Origin of the sequence: Dyella mobilis (assembly GCF_016904945.1) — a bacterium.
Lineage (GTDB): Bacteria > Pseudomonadota > Gammaproteobacteria > Xanthomonadales > Rhodanobacteraceae > Dyella_B > Dyella_B mobilis.
The window spans coordinates 1-17,829 of sequence record NZ_JADIKF010000028.1 but is presented as its reverse complement, the minus strand read 5'-3'; the positions used below and the strand labels follow the sequence as shown (position 1 = coordinate 17,829).

At 54.2% G+C, this 17,829-nt stretch carries 16 protein-coding genes; 9 read left to right on the top strand and 7 right to left on the bottom strand.

Going from position 1 to position 17,829, the window contains the following annotated elements; genetic code table 11:
- Window positions 1–763 precede the first annotated feature (763 nt).
- The 3 genes from ISS99_RS00515 to ISS99_RS00505 are packed head-to-tail and all read left to right on the top strand — an operon-like array spanning window position 764 to window position 5,333.
- Window positions 764–2,761: a hypothetical protein gene (locus ISS99_RS00515; RefSeq protein ID WP_204629609.1), complete on the top strand. Its 1,998-nt coding sequence runs from the start codon at window positions 764–766 to the stop codon at window positions 2,759–2,761.
- 53 nt (window positions 2,762–2,814) lie between these two features.
- Window positions 2,815–4,830, top strand: a complete 2,016-nt coding sequence (locus ISS99_RS00510; protein ID WP_204629608.1) for a site-specific integrase — start codon at window positions 2,815–2,817, stop codon at window positions 4,828–4,830.
- On the top strand, window positions 4,827–5,333 hold the full coding sequence (locus ISS99_RS00505) for a hypothetical protein (protein WP_204629607.1): 507 nt from the start codon (window positions 4,827–4,829) through the stop codon (window positions 5,331–5,333). The genes ISS99_RS00510 and ISS99_RS00505 overlap by 4 nt, the downstream gene beginning before the upstream one ends.
- Before the next feature lie 399 nt (window positions 5,334–5,732).
- On the opposite strand, the gene ISS99_RS00500 is transcribed toward ISS99_RS00505, so the two are convergent.
- From ISS99_RS00500 to ISS99_RS00490, 3 genes are all read right to left on the bottom strand, one after another.
- Window positions 5,733–8,762 (bottom strand): GTP pyrophosphokinase, encoded by a 3,030-nt coding sequence (locus ISS99_RS00500; RefSeq protein ID WP_204629606.1) that lies wholly within the window; start codon window positions 8,760–8,762, stop codon window positions 5,733–5,735.
- A gap of 357 nt (window positions 8,763–9,119) precedes the next feature.
- Window positions 9,120–10,406: a Y-family DNA polymerase gene (locus tag ISS99_RS00495; RefSeq protein WP_204629605.1), complete on the bottom strand. Its 1,287-nt coding sequence runs from the start codon at window positions 10,404–10,406 to the stop codon at window positions 9,120–9,122.
- A 1-nt stretch (window position 10,407) separates the two neighbouring features.
- The gene (locus tag ISS99_RS00490; protein ID WP_204629604.1) at window positions 10,408–10,782 is read right to left on the bottom strand and encodes a LexA family protein; all 375 of its coding nucleotides are present in this window, start codon (window positions 10,780–10,782) and stop codon (window positions 10,408–10,410) included.
- 223 nt (window positions 10,783–11,005) lie between these two features.
- On the opposite strand from ISS99_RS00490, the gene ISS99_RS00485 reads away from it, so the two are divergent.
- From ISS99_RS00485 to ISS99_RS00475, 3 genes are all read left to right on the top strand, one after another.
- Window positions 11,006–11,533: a hypothetical protein gene (locus tag ISS99_RS00485; protein WP_204629603.1), complete on the top strand. Its 528-nt coding sequence runs from the start codon at window positions 11,006–11,008 to the stop codon at window positions 11,531–11,533.
- A 12-nt stretch (window positions 11,534–11,545) separates the two neighbouring features.
- A complete protein-coding gene (locus ISS99_RS00480; RefSeq protein WP_204629602.1) occupies window positions 11,546–12,478 on the top strand; it encodes an SOS response-associated peptidase family protein in 933 nt (310 codons plus the stop codon).
- Window positions 12,479–12,835: 357 nt separating this feature from the next.
- Window positions 12,836–13,585, top strand: coding sequence for a hypothetical protein (locus tag ISS99_RS00475; protein ID WP_204629601.1), 750 nt, complete (start codon window positions 12,836–12,838; stop codon window positions 13,583–13,585).
- 315 nt (window positions 13,586–13,900) lie between these two features.
- Here the strand turns inward: ISS99_RS00475 and ISS99_RS00470 are convergent, their stop codons facing one another.
- From ISS99_RS00470 to ISS99_RS00455, 4 genes are all read right to left on the bottom strand, one after another.
- On the bottom strand, window positions 13,901–14,248 hold the full coding sequence (locus ISS99_RS00470; RefSeq protein ID WP_239537516.1) for a BPSL0761 family protein: 348 nt from the start codon (window positions 14,246–14,248) through the stop codon (window positions 13,901–13,903).
- Between the two features lie 120 nt (window positions 14,249–14,368).
- Window positions 14,369–15,034, bottom strand: a complete 666-nt coding sequence (locus ISS99_RS00465) for an SseB family protein (RefSeq protein WP_284343870.1) — start codon at window positions 15,032–15,034, stop codon at window positions 14,369–14,371.
- A 120-nt stretch (window positions 15,035–15,154) separates the two neighbouring features.
- Entirely contained in the window at window positions 15,155–15,529 is a 375-nt protein-coding gene (locus ISS99_RS00460; protein WP_204629600.1) for a hypothetical protein, read from the bottom strand.
- Window positions 15,530–15,562: 33 nt separating this feature from the next.
- Window positions 15,563–16,135, bottom strand: coding sequence for a hypothetical protein (locus tag ISS99_RS00455; protein WP_204629599.1), 573 nt, complete (start codon window positions 16,133–16,135; stop codon window positions 15,563–15,565).
- 162 nt (window positions 16,136–16,297) lie between these two features.
- Between ISS99_RS00455 and ISS99_RS00450 the strand changes: the two genes are divergently transcribed.
- The 3 genes from ISS99_RS00450 to ISS99_RS00440 all read left to right on the top strand — a co-directional run bounded on the left by ISS99_RS00450 (window position 16,298) and on the right by ISS99_RS00440 (window position 17,688).
- Complete coding sequence (locus ISS99_RS00450; protein ID WP_204629598.1) at window positions 16,298–16,606, top strand: helix-turn-helix domain-containing protein; 309 nt, start codon at window positions 16,298–16,300, stop codon at window positions 16,604–16,606.
- Window positions 16,607–17,050: 444 nt separating this feature from the next.
- The gene (locus ISS99_RS00445) at window positions 17,051–17,323 is read left to right on the top strand and encodes a contact-dependent growth inhibition system immunity protein (RefSeq protein ID WP_204629597.1); all 273 of its coding nucleotides are present in this window, start codon (window positions 17,051–17,053) and stop codon (window positions 17,321–17,323) included.
- Between the two features lie 95 nt (window positions 17,324–17,418).
- Complete coding sequence (locus tag ISS99_RS00440; protein WP_204629596.1) at window positions 17,419–17,688, top strand: hypothetical protein; 270 nt, start codon at window positions 17,419–17,421, stop codon at window positions 17,686–17,688.
- The last annotated feature ends 141 nt before the right edge of the window (window positions 17,689–17,829 follow it).

Here is a 17,829-nt window from a genome sequence, read left to right as displayed (position 1 = left end):
CGGACCAGGAAGTGGGAAGGTGGACTAATAGCGTTCGTAGTCGAGCGCCTGTAAAGGCACTTCTCTTCGAATTCATTGTCCGAACGGGCGCCCGTCTATCCGAAGCAAATCAGTTGCGTTTGGCATGTTTTCCCGATAAGTCCTACGAGGGCAGTGAGCGCTGGAATCCGCGCTGGCTGAAGCGCGGTTGCGTGCCAGTTACCCTCCGATATGGAGTTAAAGGTGGCAAGGTCGAGCCGGCATCATCTATCAGTACACGCTCGCGGACGATTGAAGTGCCGATCGACCTTGCGGATCGAATGTGGCACTACAAGCAGTTGATCCGTCCCACGATACTTCGTCGCTTTACGCGAGGCGACCGGTCAAAAGATCGCAGCGACGGTCGGTTCTGGCTAGGCGAGAGTAAAGGACAGCCAGTTAGCAATGCGATGCTTTACAAAGCTTGGACAAAAGCGCGCCACTGTCCAACCGGTTGGAATCCTCACGACGGCCGGCACTTTTTTGCAGTCGAAAAGATCTGTGAACAAACGCGCCTTCTAATGAGGCATCACGGTCATCACGATCCTAGTACTACCAGTATTGGTTGGCTCCACGGCCTTCTGGCGGGACAAGTTAGGCTGATCCTCAGCCCTCTTATGGGACATGTAAGTGAAAACACGACGATGCGCTATCTAAAGTGCGCACATCACCGTCTTATTGATGCGATTGGGCATCCAGCACTAGATTGGAATGAGCTCATTGATTCCGATTCATGGAATGACCAATGAAGCCCATACATCTTGAATCACGCTGGAAGTTTCCATGTTCAAATCCTGATTATCCAAGCGTCATCCACAACCTCTCTGAATTTGCAGAGGGAGCCCCTGACAAAAAGGTTGGTCAGGGTGCATACAATTGGATCGGCGGATTTCGGGGTCGTCCGGGTTTGATCGAAGATCTTTTACCTGTGATTCGCTCGAAATACAGCAAGCTAAATGCAACCAGTTTTAAAACGGTCTTGGATCAATTGAGGGGGCTGTTTCGATTTTTGGACGGCTACGAACGACTTCTTGAACGTGAAGGTGTTGACGTTCAAGAAGTTGAGCGTTTGTATCATCTGACAGGTACGCACCTAGAATTGATGGCGAAGCCTGCGCCTGAAGGGTGGTGGCCGACCTTGCGTCACACTCAATTGCAGATGATACGGACGGTGATTCTCGATGCCATCCTCGCAAACGACCTCCCTGAGATTCACGTACAAGCGCTGCCGAGTCCACGGCGTCTTCAAAAGGACGTGCCGAGACAGGAAGAAGGCCTGTCTCTGATCCGCTATCTTCGTTCAGAGGTCGTCACAATATTTGCAAGATGGAGGCGCGCAGATAAGTTAGCCGCTACCGGGCGAAATCTTCTAGATATCGCTAACCGCGATGGCGTTAAGTCTCTAAATGACCTGGAGCTGACGGAGGCCGATGCTCATACAACTTATCGTGCTCTGATAGAACACACTGGTAACCCATTGCCATCACCGGCAGCTCTTCGAGAAGTTCTTGGATTGCCTGTACATTCAAAGCTGCCACTTTGGTGGCCGCACTATTCGAATGACGCCAAGCTTCCGGCGGGAGCGAAACTAGGCAGCCTCATTTCGTTCACCGACTTGTCTTTGGGCTTGTATCCCTGGACGGACGACCTAATGCTCTGTTCACTGCTTTGCTTGGGCCGAAGCGGGTGGAATCCATCGACGCTATTTTCATTGAATATTGGCAACTGGTTTAGCCAATACGACGACCAAGCAACGTGGGTATTCGCTCCAAAAGGGCGCTCAGAAGGTGCGTTTCAGTACACCGTATCTCGGACGGCAGATTCGACTAGTGTTTTCGGCATCGTCAAAGCCATCATCGCGCGCTCAGCACCCATACGAGCCTGGTTGGAACGAAATCGACATGCTCATCCGACTCCCGACATTGCTTTAAGGAGTCCGTGGCTCGGTGTGAGCTCTCGAGTGAACCTGCTGCTGTTCACGGTTGACCCGACACAAGTCAAAGTAGCGAATGATCATCTCAAACTAGCTATTGCGCGGCACAATCAGTGGCCTCGCTCAAAGCTACAAGTGAGGGATACGACCATAGGCGACTTTCGCGATATTGCTGCAGCTTGGGTCTATCGGAATTCACGGTATTCAGTTTGGGTCACGATGCTATTTCTGGATCACAAGCAAATGTCCACCACGCGTGGGTATTTGGATACGCAGGCAGCGCGTCAAGAGTCGCACGCAGCCGTGAAATCGGTGATGGACGACGTGTTTGAACAGATAGTCGTAACTCGGACTTGGGACGCAGCATTAACCCGTGCCAAGGTCGAGGGCATTGATGTATCCGACGGTGATAAATCACGTCTAAATTGGTATCGAAGTCAGCGAACCTACGATGGCAGTGTTTGCGAAGATCATTTCAACCCGCCGCGCAACATTGATCCAGCTAACCCACGAAATGGAAAAGTGCGTTGCATTCAGGGGCATCGGTGCGTTGCGTCGCGTTGTCCGCTAGCGAAGGTATTCAATGAAAGCTTGCCCTGGATCGCGCGCCGTGCCGCAGAGCTGGAATGGCAAGAGGAGCAAACAGGTATGGTGAGGTTTTCGGTTTCAACTGATGAAAGTGATTTGGAAGAACTTCGCAGAACTTTGAAGCAGTGGCCAGAAAAGGAAGTCGAAAAGGAACTCAAACATTGGCTTGATCGCCTCCGAGACGGGACCCATCGACCATTGCGCATTGCAGGCCAACACTAATGCCCATTACGTCACTTTCAAGTACGGTTATTGCGGAGATCGAGAAGAATCGGATGGATGTCCTATCTTTGATCGGGCTGACACCGCAAAAGCTTTGCCATGCAAGCGATGAACAGCTTCTCCAAATTCAAGCTCAGCTGTTGATGGGAAACACTTGGGGCCATTGGGAATACCCCAAAGAATGGGGTCGGGGAAAATGGCAAACTTTGGGCCGGCGATCATATCGCCTGGAACTTGTTCTGCCGGACAATGAAGATCCAGATAGCCCATTCGCTCAACGAATGTGGAGGGAATTGCTTCGATTGACATTGGCACTGCGCTTGTGGCCGGGTCCGTTTGGATTGGTTTCGAAGCCAAGTTCCATAAGGTCACTCGTTGGCACAATCGGACGCGTGTTACGGGGATTGGCCGACTCAAGCGAAGAAAGTCTCTGGGCGCGCGTCGATCCAACTAATGCCCGCATATTTGGAGGGAAGGCCGCAATTACACGTCTAAATGTCGTTGCGTATTTTCGCGGAATGGGAGCATTGCCTGATGGGCCGAACGCAGCGATGAGAAAAGGCCATCAGCCACGCCGCGACAGGACCGGCGAGCCCGAGCACGCAACCCCTAAGAATGAAGGTAAGCAATGGCAACCATTTCCCGATCCATATACGGCAGCGGCAGGGTGGCGGGCAATCTCAATGATGCAAGCGGTCGGCCCGAACGTGATCGGAGCCATGGAGCGGGCTGTATCAATCCCAATTCGCCTAACAACAGCTGAAGGAAAACCGCTGTCGAAGTCTTCCATACGCGCCGTGAATAAAGCATCTCGGGATGACGTTATAAAGAATTGGGAATGGCGAGCACCGGATAATTCTGAATTAAACACGCTACCGATGGCGATCACCCTGTCTGCATCTGGTCGCAATGCCGGCAATGTACCTTGGCCGCCAAGGTCCTACTCTGACACATGGAACTTAATCAACTTACTGCAGACGTCCCACCTATGGCTGGTTGCTCTGTCGCTCGCCGGGCGTCACGGCGAAATTCTTGAGATGAAGGAGGATTGCCTGAAACGGCAAGACTCCGAAACGCCGACTGGGAGATTTGTCACATGGAAACTTGACGGCGTTAGCGGTCGAGATGCTGAAGCGCCGTTGCCCGACGTTGTTGTCCAGACGCTTCAGCAACAAGTTCGGCTCGCTAAGCTGGTTAAACGGGCTCATGGGGTCGAGAATGACGCCCTTTGGGTAAAAATAGGACTAAAGTCTTCGACCGGTGCGGGAGAGAGATTGAATGATTTGGGCACTGGGCTCGTAGCGTTTAACGCGGCGTTCGGGATCGAACCGCTTATGGAGAACACAAATGTCCATATGCACCGATTTCGCAAAACACTGGTACGTATCGTTGCGCTCGCGTTGGTCCACGCACCAAAAATTCTCATGGATATTCTCGGTCATCGGGACGAGCAGATGACTGTAATGCGGTACATCCTTTCTGATCCCGGAATGTTGTCGGAAATCGAGGAAGTTACACGCGAACTGATCATACTCAAGGGTCTTGAGGCCATCGATAAGCGGGACCAATTGCAGGGTAAGGCCGCGCCAGTTTTGCGTGAAAGAGTCGAGCAGTACGCCCAATTGCTCGGGCGCAATGCACTAGAGCCACAGAATCTTCGAGAGTTTGTAGAGTCGATTACGGAGGGAGGTAGTGGATGGGCAATTATCGGTCCGGGCAAGGTCTGCACGGGCTTCAGGACCGGCGGTCTTTGCAATGCAGCGAGCGGGGAAGCCAATCCGCATTATTGTACTCCGGAGTGCCACAACCAGCTGTTGTTTCCTGACTATGAGCAAGTGAACGGGACCGTTGCCTCAGCGGTCAGGGAGGCAATTGAGACGGTGGATTACATGGTCGAACAATTGAAATGTTCCGCAGAAAACGGCGAGGTGATGCTAATTGCGCAGTTCGCTGGGCAAATAACCGGACTTCTTCGCCAGTGGCGCGAGGTCGATCAGCACTTTCGAGATCATCACCTCAACAATCCTCTCATTACAAAGCACCTATCAAATGTTGTGTTACTTCCATGAGTGGATCAAAAGTGCATCACCTTACCCATATCGCGCATGAGCGCACTCAACGAGTCGTTGAAGCGATAAAGCGCGCAATGGGTGTGATTCAAAATGAGATTAAAGGGAACGAAGGGATCTACCCGCAAAACCGGGGGCGCTTAACCATGGCAGAAGTCTGCCGACGAGCAGACGTTCATCCCATTACCATGATGGGGAAGTCGCACCGTGATACGACACGACCAATGGTCTTGGACTGGCTGCGGAAATTAGAGAAAGTTGAGGGTGCTGCGACAGTTCAGAGTACCGTCACTAAGCGAGCAGATGTGGCAAAGGACGAATTTCGCCGGATAGCTGCTCAATTCCAAGCGATGTACCAAGTGGAAATGCCTGCCCGCGACGGCGAGATTAAAAGACTGAATGATAAGGTCGGGGAACTGCAAGCTGAAAACGCTCGATTGCTAAAGCTCACGACGGGTGCTCAAGTCGTCAGTTTATCAAATCGCAATCCACGAAAAAAATGACCACAGCTAGCCTCCATCAACTTATCGGGCGGATTCTTGGGAGCCTCCGCTGGGGTTCTCTCTCACGTCCGAAGTACGCCAAGACTGTCGCGCCCTCAGCAGGATACTGACTCCGCGCGATCGCGTGGATTCTGTGTTGGTCGCCGGACTTGGGTCTGCGTTTCTGCTCCTTGCTCTCTATGTCATCCAAGTCGCTGGCGAAGTGACCCGGGCCGGGTCAGCGCTTCTACTCAACGCTTTTTCCTTTTGGCGCCACGCATTGCGGCCGCGCCCAAATCTTCGGGGGCGGCTCGAAAGAGCCACTCACATGCCGCTTTGGACTGCGATGTCTGCATGGCGGCCACCATCTGATCCAATCTATCTCTGACAGCATCCGGGATTTGGGGATGATATCCAACACTAATTGTTATCATCGTCACTGCCATCATCCGGCTGATCATCATATTTCATGTCTCGCAGCCGTTTATCAGACTCTGCTCGACGTTCTTCGTCAGCGATCATGCGGGTGAGATTGGCGATTTCTCGCTCGGCGAACGCAACCACTGCTTGGCGTGAATCCTTCAGCCAATCATCAAGCAAATCCCGTCTAACCCTCCAAGCATCTGCCACGCCATGCTCACCATGAGCTATGCCATAGCTTTCGATGCAGGTTCGTACTGCACTATGCAGAGCCCTGTTCTTTGGAAACAGCGAAACAATCTCTTTTAAAACATTGTGGGTAAAAGCCTCGCCGCGATAATTTCGAAGAATGGCCAGAGCGAATTTAGCCTCCACCTCACCGCCGGCCTTGACCAGATTAGCTAAGGCCACAAAAAAGTCGTCGGCATCACGCGGGAAGGCTGCGCTCAGCAGTCGGCCGCCGCGAAACTCGAATAATCTTGCATCGCGCTGGAACCATGCCAACCCTTTAGCCAACGAAAGCGCGGGGTCTTTGGCGAGTGCCTTCTCCAAACCGAATAACTGGAACGGCACAGCCTCAAAACTCTTGGCATCGTCGCCATCACCATCTTGGTGCTGGAGACGCTCGCCAAAGTAATCCCAGACCGCTTCGAGGTGGTGTTTCGCCAGTTGAGTCAATATTTGCTCAATATGGTGGTTGATTTTTGGCAGGTGCGCCATGTTCTCAAGCATCTGGGTGGCGATATCTGAGGAGACCGCGTCGTAAAACGATGATTCGCGACTGGCAGAGAACCAAGCCTGATATACCCATCTGGCGTCCTTCCGTTCGGTTAGATAACTCAAAGCATCCCGTACATATACGTCTGGCGCGGTCACCCTATCCGTGCTCCAATGCTGCATGGCGAGAAGCAAGCATTCCATAACCGACCACGAATCTTGAATAGCTATGGCCCGGTCTAGGAGCGATCGTGCGGCGCTGGGGTTATGAGTGTTGCCATATCGGAGATGGCGCGCCACAGCAGGCAAGTTATCTCCAGAATCCAATTCCGCGGCTAATGTTTTCTCGTAGATGTCCTGCCGACTACTGGCAAACAGCCCGTTGAGAAATGCGGTCAGGAATCCACGAAGGTCTCGGCCTGCCTTGATCAAAAATCTCTGCACGACGTCAGGCTTGCGCTGAGCCAATTGAACAAGAAAATCTATAAAAGTAGGAAATGTAGCCATGTCGTTGGATTTTGTCTCTGCGCAGCGCGTGATCAGTGCGAACCACTCTTCCTCGGTTTCATCGTTAATCTCATCCAGATAGCGACTGCACTCGGTCTTGCGAAATTCCTCAGACTTGTTGAAGCCAAAGTTTGGATCATCCCATTGCACTGGATAGACCGACTCAAACCCGACAAGCACTTTGTATCGGACAAATCGCTCGTCGCCATTGATGCAGTCGCGGAATTTTAAAATCGCCGTGGCTAGCTCTTCCGCAAGCTTGCGTTGTGTATGGGATCCTTCTTCACTTAGGTGTTTTGCCCAGTGGTAGTCACGGACGCGAGCTTGCTCCAGGTGCTGACGCAACTCATAACTCATTCCTGTGGCGCGCTTGGTTAAGAACTCAACAATACGGGTCGTGTCTTGAAGCGAGGTGGTCAAGAGCGCATCGCTCCGCTCCGCGGCACCGTGCGCACGCGTTGCTTCTTCTAGTGCCGACAGAACCAGCCGTCTTTGATCGTCGTCGGTTGACCTGTCGAAAGCCGCAAATAGCGCATGAATGGCCTTTGTTCGCACGTCTCCAAGCTGGTCTGATGCGGGCACGGTGCCAGAACGAAGAATCATGGAGTCAGCTTTCCATGTCTGGCTCGTAATTTCCGGCTTAAGGGCTTCTGACCAGATGGCCAGAGCTACCGGTCCGGCGCGATCAATTTCGGCAGGGGCCATGGCATCAATGTGATTAATCAGAGCCAATTGCAAGCTGGGGCCGACTTGGTTGTAGACGTTGATGTTGTACTCACCAAGATGTCTAGCAATGCTGACTATTTCTTCTTTAATGCGCCCACTCGGCTCGCTCGTGTACATCTCGAAGAGGAGGGTCAGCGTGCCTACGGCGTCCTGATAGCGCAAGACGCTGATAATGTCGATTACGAGCTTGGTGACATCTTCGGCGCGCATCCCTCTCATGGCTCCAAAGGTGGTTTCAATGGGTACGACTTCATCAGCACGAGCTGCCCGAACAGCATCCAAAAGTGGTCCTTTCAAGCTCGCATATGCTGCCGGAAGATCATCGTAATGAGGGATTGCATAATCCTTTAGTCCAGAGAGGATGTCGTAACGCTCATTGTTGTTTTTTGCGTTCTGAAGCAACGTGATGAGATCGCTATCGAACAACTGTTTGCCACGGAGCACTCTTTCGTAGTCTTGCTGCGCCTTTTGGATCTCGTAACCCGCCGGAATCAGGTATTTATCCATGATCCGCTCGAACCGCCGCGTGATGCCCTCGATGGCCTTTTTGCCGAAGCCATCACCCAAACGATTTTTATAAATAATGTCGTGTGAGGTTTCGGACCAAGCGTGATTGAGAATGGTCTGTATCTGGATCTCGCAGCGCAGGCCCGCAAAGCGGGCATACTCAGGTAACTGGATGCGGTCATCACGCAACCGAATCGTGTAGTGAATGCCGCGGTAGCGCACACCGTCATTCTCGGGTGTGGGGTGATGAACCTTGGGCGAGTCTTCCTCTATCTCGAAATTGTCGCGTATCAGCGCCGAGGCAAGAAATCGCTCGACATCATTATTGGTGTAGAAAATGATCCTGGCGCCGGCTAGATCACGCCGATCCTGCTCAAGTGTCTGTGAGTCCAGCTTCCCTTCATCGTTAAGTCGCTTGCGTAAGCTCTCGACGGATTTTGCGCGCGATTGGAGGGACTGCGGCTGGGGAAGTTGGGGGTCAGCAGCTAGGGCAACCTTAAGGATGAACTGAACCGTGGCGGCGAACGCCTCGTAAACCGGAAAGTACTGCCTCTCATAGTCATCTATGTTCATACGCAGTGTCCGTATGCATGGGGCGAGATACAAGAAGGCCGCCAAACGGCCGTGGCTTCTGATCAATATGTGGTAGTTGGCCGCCGCGATAATGACTACGAATAGACATTGCCCGACGGCGGGGAGATGTGACGACGGTTATCCAAGGAAATCTAACCCAATTTAGGCGATTCTCCTTAGATCGCACTAGATTTCGTTAGATTTGAGGGTCTCCGGGGCATCCGATGACAATGAGGAAGAAGATCAGCACCCAATCTTCGATCCGGCCCCATTCGCTCCACTTCGGCCTGGGCGGTGACCTATCGTCGTTTGCTGCCATGTCTCGTTCCCCTGATCGCCTGCCGGCCCAGCGGCACCCTAAGCGTGCACGATCGCCAATTCATTCCAGCGCGTGGTGTAAGCGGGCGTCAACTGATCCCGCTTCATCGCCCAGGTGCGCGGACGTTGTAGGCCCGCCGAACCCAAGCCCACGGTGCCCCGGCCCCATTTGCCGTTGATGCGATCCAGGGTGTCTAGTAACGCATCGCGCGGTTGGATCAGCTCCGCGGCGAACAGATCGCCTTGCGCGTGTTCCTTGGCGCGCAAGTCCATGAGCATCACGCCTGATTTCGTATAGCGGAACCCAGGCCGATGAAGCGCCCGCATGACGGCGACGGCCGCGCGGGTGAGTGTGCCCACATCATCGGTTGGGATCGGAATGGGCAGAGATGCGCTGGGATGATGTTGCGCATCCTGCTGGCGATGCGGATTCGTGTGCAGCCACACGCCCACCACCCCGGCCACGCCGTTTTGATGCCGCAGCTTGCGCACGGCGCGGGCCATGTATTCCTGGATCGTCTCCACGAGTTCGTCGACGTCATAGATAGGCGCCCCGAACATGCGAGACGCCACGATCTGTTGCTTGGGTGGGATGTCTTCCAAATCGAGGCACGGCAAACCGCGCAGTTCGCGCACGGTGCGTTCCAACACGACGCCATACCGTTCCCGAATGCGGCGCGGATCGGTTTTGCGCAAATGCAGGGCGGTGTGGATGCCTTCGGCGTTCAAGCGTGCGCCCAGGCGCCGCCCCACGCCCCACACATCCGTGACATTCACGCCGCCCATCAAGCCTTCGAGTTCGACATCAGGCAGGACGGTCAGGTCGCACACCCCTCCCCACCGAGGCTGCTTTTTTGCTAGGCGGTTGGCGAGCTTCGCAAGAGTCTTCGAGGCACCGCCGCCTACGCACACGGGGAGACCCACGTGTTGCTTCACCGTCGTGCGGATCGCTTGCCCGACCGTCGTCATATCCACACGTGGTTGCCGCGTGAAGTCGAGGAAGGTTTCATCAATCGAATAGACTTCCTGGTCATCTTGGGGCACCCAGCGGCCAATCGTCCGCATTGTGCGCGCGGACATGTCCCCGTAGAGCGTGTAGTTGCTCGACAACGCGGTGATGCCTTGCTTGCGCGCTTGATCCGTCAATTGAAACCAGGGTGTACCCATCTCGATGCCCATGGCTTTGACTTCGGCCGAGCGGGCGATCACACAGCCATCGCAATTGCTGAGCACGAGCACGGGCACGCTTTCGAGGCGTGGTTGAAAGACACGCTCGCACGACACGTAAAAATTGTTGACATCCACAAGGACGAAACGACGGGACATTTCAAACTTTGTGCAGGACGCGGGTGACGACGCCCCAAATCGTCAACTCTTCGCCTTCGGCAAACGCGCGGTCAGCGTAATGGGGGTTGCCGGCGACCAGAACCGGCTTGCCTTCCCGGAACCGCAGATATTTGATCGTCAGCTCGCCGTTCACCACCGCGACGACCACCGATCCGTCTTTGGGTGCGAGCGCCCGGTCCACGACCACTTCATCCCCATCGTGGATCCCGGCGGTGACCATGCTGTGGCCAGCCACCCGGAGGATAAAGGTCGAATCCTCATGGCCCTGGATGATGAGGTGCCGATTGAGATCGAGGACGGATTCCAGGTAGTCATCGGCCGGGGATGGGAAGCCGGCCTGGACCGTCGATGCCATCTTCCGGACCCGAGCGCGGGCCTGGGGGCGGAATGGACGGGGATCGAGAGCCATGGCGGGCCGGGGAGGAAGCGGGTGGAGAGAAGCGGACATGGGCGACACCCGGCTGCTGGGGGCTCAGTCTACTGCTGGATTCGTCTCAATCGCTGAGAGAGAGCCCGGGGCTGCTATGGCCGGGCCGGCAGGTGCGATAAAATTTCCGGGAACGGGGGAAGGGGGTGACATGGATATCAGACACTTATCCGCGTGGGCGATTGCCGTGGCGCTTTTGGCGCCGTGCCTGGCGGTCGCGCAAACGACCAACCCGCCTACGGCGGCCAAGGGTGTTGTCTACCATTGCGTCCGCCCGGACGGCAGCATCGAATACACCACCGTCCCGTCCGTCGGTTGCACCGTGCTCTTCACTTTCGTCCCTGCCGAGTGGCGCGTCATCGCCTCCGGTGGTCGTGGCACATCCGAGTGGAAGGTCTACGTCAACGAGTATTGGCGAAACAAACATGCGGAGCATGCCGGCAGCACCATTTGGCTTTTCGCTTCACCACGAGAGCGCAGCCTCACGGGTGAAACGTATAAAGCCTTGGCTGAGCATGTGTCAGTGGAGTGCGGGAGTGCCCGGCTCACACTCGACCATCGCACTTACTTCAAAGACAAACCTGGTGGTCTGGCCCTTACGCCGGATGACTCCACACAAACGATCGTGGCGCCTGCCGGCAGTCCGGCCGCGGCCATCGTTCGCGAGTTCTGTTCGTAAGGGGAATCGCTTGTGTGCTATTCGGCTGAGGTGTGGGCGGACTACCGGAGATTTGAACGTGAGTTCGGATCGGTTCTCAGTATTCGGGATTTCGTCCACCTGTTCGGCCGGAAGGACAAAGAGGGGAAGTGGTATATACCCAAAGCGTTGGAAGCGGCATTCGCCCATCCACGCAGCCCAGAAGAACAGCGCATCAAAGAACTGATTGACGCCCACAATGTGGAAGAGGCGCGGCGGTTCGAGCAGGAACTGTTCAGCCAGAAAACTCGGTTGAACGAGGCCGAGCGCAAGCTTCAAGTCAAAGAGACAAAGGCGGCGCAGGAGAGTGTGCGCATCGCCACGAACAAGATCGAGAAGGCTAAGCTCAACCTGGATGATTTGCGCCGCACGGAATTGAAACCGCGCGACAGTCGCATCTTCCCTGGATGGTATGCGCCTGTGATGGTGAGCGAGCAAGGCCAGCGCATACTTCTCCCGATGCGATATGGATGCCGACCGGCGGGAAAACCGGCCTGGTATGACACGAAGTTTCCGGGCACGTACAACGCCAGGCGCGACAACTTGGAAGGCTTTTGGAAGGGCCAGTTTGGGCACACCCATGGGCTGATGGTCTGCACCACGTTTTACGAGAACGTGGAGGGCCCAGGTGGGAAGAACCAAGTGGTGCAGTTCAAACCGCGCACAGGCGAGCCGATGTTCATTGCTTGCTTGTGGTCGAACTGGACGGATCCCAAAGGCGAAGAACCTGATCTGTTGTCTTTCGCCGCGATCACCGACGAGCCGGAACCGGAGGTGGCGGAAACCGGGCACGACCGCACCATCATCAACATCAAGCCTGAACACATCGACGCTTGGCTCAATCCGGATCCAAAGAACATCGCTGCCTTGCATGCGATTTTCGATGACAAACGGCACCCCTATTATGAACACCGACTAGCTGCATAAGGGAAATGCTCGTATGGGACTGTTCGATCCCTTGCAGGGGCGGAATAAAAAGAAGAATTCGACTGGCTCATGCTGAGCCACACGAAATGGACGGAGCTGGGGGTAGATGATAGGGGGATCGAACATGCCTTCGATCGCCTGGAGCCGAGCAAGCAATAAGAGAGCACCAATGGCCAGGATGCAAATTAGAAACAACCAGATTCGGTTCTTCAATCAGGAACTGGATGAGTTCCACGAACCTCACCAAGGCATTCGGTGCAGAAGCAGTGGGGCACGAGGGGCAACATCAGCTCGATTACCTGAATCCGAAGATCGGCTGCACGCGTGCGAATGTCGAGTGCTACATCCGGAGGGAGCATGAAGCGGCCGAGGGGTTTTGCAAAATTTTGGGTTTGGTTTTGGATTTTCTGGTCGGTTGTCGTGGTGCTGACTGCGGGATCTGCTTTGGAGTGGGGCACTCATGTTCTGAGGCATCTGCCGGACACCTGCTTTCAAAAATCTTGCACTCCACATCAATATTTATACATCTCGTTGAAGGATATCGGTCCGGCTATTGGGGGCTTCCTGGTCTTGTCGGCAGCCTTTGGTGCAGCGGCAACTGCGGCGTGGACTCTCGTGGCGGGGGAGTTGGAGCTCAGAGAGGCTGCAAAAAAGGTTGTGGACGCCGAAATTCGGTCATTCTGGGCGCGTGTGGAATATTTGAAATTTCCAGCCAAATTAACGAATGCGATTAATAAAAATGAGGAGGTCGCAGAGAAATATAAAAAACCGGGCCTTTCGAATCAGGATCGGGAAATTATTGAGAAGATGACGTACCCGTTAGTTCGCCGTTCCATCGGTCAGGATTGGTTCGTGTTTTTCAGAACCCATCCCCTGGAATTGGCTCGTCTCGCAGAAATTCAAAGCGATTTCGTGAGCCTATCAATCGTCGCGCGCAATCTGGTAAGTCGCTTTGATTACATCAACCAGGCAGATGCGTCTAAGCAATCATTCATCTTCTGGCATGAGGAGCACAAACGCGTCTTAAACTCATTGCACGAAATTCATGTGTCATCCAACGCCATTTTGAGCAAATTGAAATTGAAGATCATCGAGCCAATTCAATAGTCTATAGCTATGCACAATACTGTCGAGGCACTCAGCCTGTCTTCTCGGAATGGTCAGTGAGTCAGTTTCGCATTGCTCCGAAAGGCGTTCGAATCATCAAGTTGGTGAAGGTTGGCAGTTAGGAATCCGACTGCCGTGAGCGTGGGAATCTCCGATTTGGTCGGGATGCATGCTGCGTCAACGTGATTGCGCGATGTAAGGCTGGTGATTGAGAGGGATTGGCCAAAGACTGGCGATTCGATGGGAGGTCCGAGGGTACGGTGACATCGATTGTCAATTTCACCCGCGCCTACTGGGGGCAATCCGCAGCTTAGATTACAGGGCACCACCAGTGACGCTTTCACTTTCTTCTGGCCATTCGAGCCGTGTTGAATGAAGCAGTGGCCCTGACGGACAATTGTTTTCCCAGCCTGCTTCGCGGGGTGGAGTCAACCCCATGCCCAGCCCGGAAGGATGGCGGATCATGGCCATGAGTGAAACATCTTCGAGAGTTGGAAAGTGTCGCGCAATACCTATAGCCCTTCTTCTAATGGCAATGGGCAAGTCACCGTTTCGAGCAATCTCAATCAAAAAGCTTCCCGCGTGGAGAAGTGCCCTTGTTCTTTCATCTGGTAAGGTCATGTCATTTTCGTTTTGGGCGTGAAGCTGTTGGGAAATCACCATTGACGGACGATATTTCAGTGTTCAATACGGATCGCCGTTGCCAAGTGTGAATGGTTCGGTAGATGTCGAGCCGCACGTCATTGGCGTGATCTGACAATTCCGCCGTGGAGGTAAAAGGCGCTATTTGCCATAAATCTGAATTCCATCGTGGCAGATCGCCGGGAGTTGTTCATAAGAGGCGGCAAAGGTGATGCTCAAAGGCAACAGCAAATCCGGTGGTTCTGTCGTTAACGCAAGAGCGACGATGTGATGAATACGCTCGTGATGAGAGCGTGCCGCCACAATAGTTAAAAGTAGAAATACTTCTTCACAGTCACCCACTCGATGCACTTCGGCCAAATAGGCCGTTCTAACAGTGGGCTCGGACTCAAACAATCTACGTAACGCCACATCAAGGTCATCCGTCGATACGGAGGGAGGCCTCGCGTAAGCGAGAGCATTTTCCAAGATGGTCTCCTTGGTAAAATACCCAATGGCATTTCCTCCCAAAAGGGCCGCGACTTCTGGCGGATACAGCGCCACAGCGTCGGTATTAGGATTGAGCATGAGTGTCGCTCCGCGCGTTATTTCAAATAGTCGGCGTCCTGCCATCGCCATGATCGCGATCCGATTGTTCGATGCCTGCTCCGCCTGGGTAAGGTCGCTAAAAAATGGGAGGACGGTTTGACCTGTATCAGGCCGTACCAGTTGAATAAACCGGAGGCGGCCCGAAGGGTGTGACTCGACGGGGGCGAGGGCATAGACCGTTGCGTCGAGGATGGCCTTAAAAACCTCATCTTGGGCCACGATGCCCTGGGGTCCATGCGGCGCCATTCGAGCTGCCTCTAGCCGCTTCCTTAGTTGTTCCGACGTTACCGTACGCTGCTTTTTGTCACTTGGCATTGTTTGAACACTCACGCCAGTTGATCAGTCATGCGTGATCGTAGATCCGCCCCCTTTTTGTGGCCGCGTCCGACGCTGCGTTTTGTGCATTTCTGCAAAGCGGCCAAGGAAGTCAGTCATTGCTCCACGAAAGCGTAATGCCTCGGGGGGAAGAGGGAGGTTTAAGTCGCGGGCAATGGCCGTTGCGTACTTCAATTGAGCATCTGTCGGAGGCTTAAGGTCCGCATCAAGGCATTCGCAAAGCGTCGTCGCGAAGCACGTACTCAGCCGCTTGTAGAAACCGGCGACCGTTCCTTGCTCGGCGGCTCTGTCGTATTGAAGCTGCCAAGCTTCAAGCGTCAGGTCATCGAGAGGGATCGGGATAAATACTTCTTCGTCGATAGTCAGTTGAAAGGACATGCGCTCATCTATCATGAAATGCAGTTACTTCAATTAAAAGGCGGAGCTTTCGCTGCTTGCCTTTTCCTTGGCTTGGCGTTGCTTTTCGGCATCAATTTCAGCTTGCATCGCCGTATTGGCCGTCACGTCCACGTAATCGAGAAAGGTCGTCGTATCGGGCCAGTCACGCGAAACGGTAATCTTCATGCCGTTGGGGAAATTCCAGGTCGCTAAAACATCGCCTAAATTGATATTTCCCGATCGTGAAGATGGCGCGCCATATTTGGATTCGATCAAATTGATAACCCGAGCGACCAATTGCGTATCCATCGTGCCGGAAAATTTGTATTCGGCGACGGCGAATTTATGTGTCGCAGCCACATAGCCAACGGCCAAACTACTGGCGCCCTCTAGCACTGAGGTCGGGTTGTATTCGTCATACCAATATTGATCGTCTTCCCGTATTGGCGCGAGGCCGTGTGCTCTGAACACTTCTCGGAGTTGAGGGCGGCTGGCTCCCTTTAGCGGCGCGCCGAAGAGCATCAGCTGCCTCGGTGCGCTGTGAGCCCCGCTGCATATGAAAGCCAAAATGCCGCTCGTAAAAAGGCGCCAAGCAAGCTTTGCCATAGATCCCCCTGTGTGTATGTAAGTAACCTCCTGCGCATTGACGGCCGTCGAACACGACGTCCAGGACGGGCGCGGGGCCATATCGTAACATCCGATATCGGATTTTCCGATATCGTATCTTCCAATATAACTTGCTTGACCGCCACCCTCTGGTAGCGGCCAATGCCCAAGTCGATCCATCGTCCCGAGTACAAGGTGTTGCTTGAATTCATTCGGGAGACCCGGGTCGCTCGGGGCGTCACCCAGGACGTGTTGTCCGATCGGCTTGGGCGCGGCCAAGCATCCGTCAGCGATATCGAACGCGGGGTTCGGCGTATCGACGTGCTGGAGCTCCGCGATCTTTGCCAGCAAATCGGGGCGGATTTTCTTGGGTTTGTCGCGGAATTGGAAAAACGACTTGTTTCGATCGAGGCTGAGCCTTCAAAGCCTGCGGCAAAAAGAAAGCCTCGCGCTCCCCATTCAGGGCGTTAGTTGTGGATTACGGTGGCGGTGTCGCACCGGGTCATTGCCGACAGTTTGCCCACCGTCGGCACCCCCACATTGCCTTCCGTGACCGTGGCAGTGCCGACGTCCCCCGTTTGGGCTGCAATGTAAGTGATCGTCTCGGTGCCACCAAATAATGTCTCGGGCGGCGTGTATGGCTACGGATCGACCCGCGTCGTGCTTGCGGTGCCATGGAGGGGGGGCGGTTGATTCCAACATCTACGATCTTCACACCCGAACTCCCACTCTTTAGATTGATGGTGGTTGCCGTGCCGTAGTGCGGATTCCGGTCTGACTGAACACCCAAGCCGGTGACCACTGAACACCCCCGCTGGTGCTGACCATGGATGCCATGGGTCGCTTATGGCTATATTTTGGAAAGGTCCGCTCCCGACCCTAGGCGGACACACTTGGCGCATTGAAGGGGGGCAAATGGGGCTGCTAGATCAATTCCTCAGTGGCTATTTTCATCAAGATTGGCCTGATGACGACTCCACTTGGCGGGCGGTTGTAGCGCGTTATCGCGCCGAGGCCGCCGAGTCAGAGACTGGTCGTGTTGCTGAAGAGATCATTCAGATGATTCATCAATACCCTGACGACGCCATGCTGGAAGCCAAAATTAGCGAGATTGGATGCTACTACTGGCCGGGGTCTCCAGGCTTGTACCGCAGTTGGCTCACCGAGGTTGCGCAGGCTTTGCGCTAAGGCTACGAGGTACCCTCGTCCGACCCAATGCAGGCGTCAATTATTTTTTGCTGCGCCATAACCCCACGATTTTGGTCTAACAGGAAGCTGCCTTAATGTGGAAATTTGTCGAACTGGCTTGCAACATCATTAGCGTAATTTTTGCATTTCTCGCTGCTTATTGGTGGTATCTCTCCGCTACCGACGAGCCCCCGCCAGGGCATGTTGAAAGGGGAAGTCCTGACATGTTGATTGACATGAAAGTTTCCTTGGTTGGCATGATGAAGCTGCAATCAAAGTGGAACAAGCGCGCCGCTGGTAGTGCGGCGATCGCAGCGGCATTCCAAGGCTTCGCTCTTTTGATTCAGTCTGCGACTTCGAGTTAACACGCATACGTGAGGTCCGCTTTCGACCCAAAGCAGACATAGAAAAATGAGATGGCAGTAAGTGACTTTGGCGATCGAGCTAAGGAGTCAACGACATGTTTCATCGCATTAGCGGCTGTCTGTTTATTATCCTTGGTCTAA

What these genes read in the sequence shown, in the direction of transcription:
- ISS99_RS00515 (WP_204629609.1), top strand. Translation starts at nt 764, where the DNA reads ATGAAGCCCATACATCTTGAATCACGCTGGAAGTTTCCATGTTCAAAT.
- ISS99_RS00510 (WP_204629608.1), top strand. Translation starts at nt 2,815, where the DNA reads ATGGATGTCCTATCTTTGATCGGGCTGACACCGCAAAAGCTTTGCCAT.
- ISS99_RS00505 (WP_204629607.1), top strand. Translation starts at nt 4,827, where the DNA reads ATGAGTGGATCAAAAGTGCATCACCTTACCCATATCGCGCATGAGCGC.
- ISS99_RS00500 (WP_204629606.1), bottom strand. Translation starts at nt 8,762, where the DNA reads ATGAACATAGATGACTATGAGAGGCAGTACTTTCCGGTTTACGAGGCG.
- ISS99_RS00495 (WP_204629605.1), bottom strand. Translation starts at nt 10,406, where the DNA reads ATGTCCCGTCGTTTCGTCCTTGTGGATGTCAACAATTTTTACGTGTCG.
- ISS99_RS00490 (WP_204629604.1), bottom strand. Translation starts at nt 10,782, where the DNA reads ATGGCATCGACGGTCCAGGCCGGCTTCCCATCCCCGGCCGATGACTAC.
- ISS99_RS00485 (WP_204629603.1), top strand. Translation starts at nt 11,006, where the DNA reads ATGGATATCAGACACTTATCCGCGTGGGCGATTGCCGTGGCGCTTTTG.
- ISS99_RS00475 (WP_204629601.1), top strand. Translation starts at nt 12,836, where the DNA reads ATGAAGCGGCCGAGGGGTTTTGCAAAATTTTGGGTTTGGTTTTGGATT.
- ISS99_RS00470 (WP_239537516.1), bottom strand. Translation starts at nt 14,248, where the DNA reads ATGGTGATTTCCCAACAGCTTCACGCCCAAAACGAAAATGACATGACC.
- ISS99_RS00460 (WP_204629600.1), bottom strand. Translation starts at nt 15,529, where the DNA reads ATGTCCTTTCAACTGACTATCGACGAAGAAGTATTTATCCCGATCCCT.
- ISS99_RS00455 (WP_204629599.1), bottom strand. Translation starts at nt 16,135, where the DNA reads ATGGCAAAGCTTGCTTGGCGCCTTTTTACGAGCGGCATTTTGGCTTTC.
- ISS99_RS00450 (WP_204629598.1), top strand. Translation starts at nt 16,298, where the DNA reads ATGCCCAAGTCGATCCATCGTCCCGAGTACAAGGTGTTGCTTGAATTC.
- ISS99_RS00445 (WP_204629597.1), top strand. Translation starts at nt 17,051, where the DNA reads ATGGGGCTGCTAGATCAATTCCTCAGTGGCTATTTTCATCAAGATTGG.
- ISS99_RS00440 (WP_204629596.1), top strand. Translation starts at nt 17,419, where the DNA reads ATGTGGAAATTTGTCGAACTGGCTTGCAACATCATTAGCGTAATTTTT.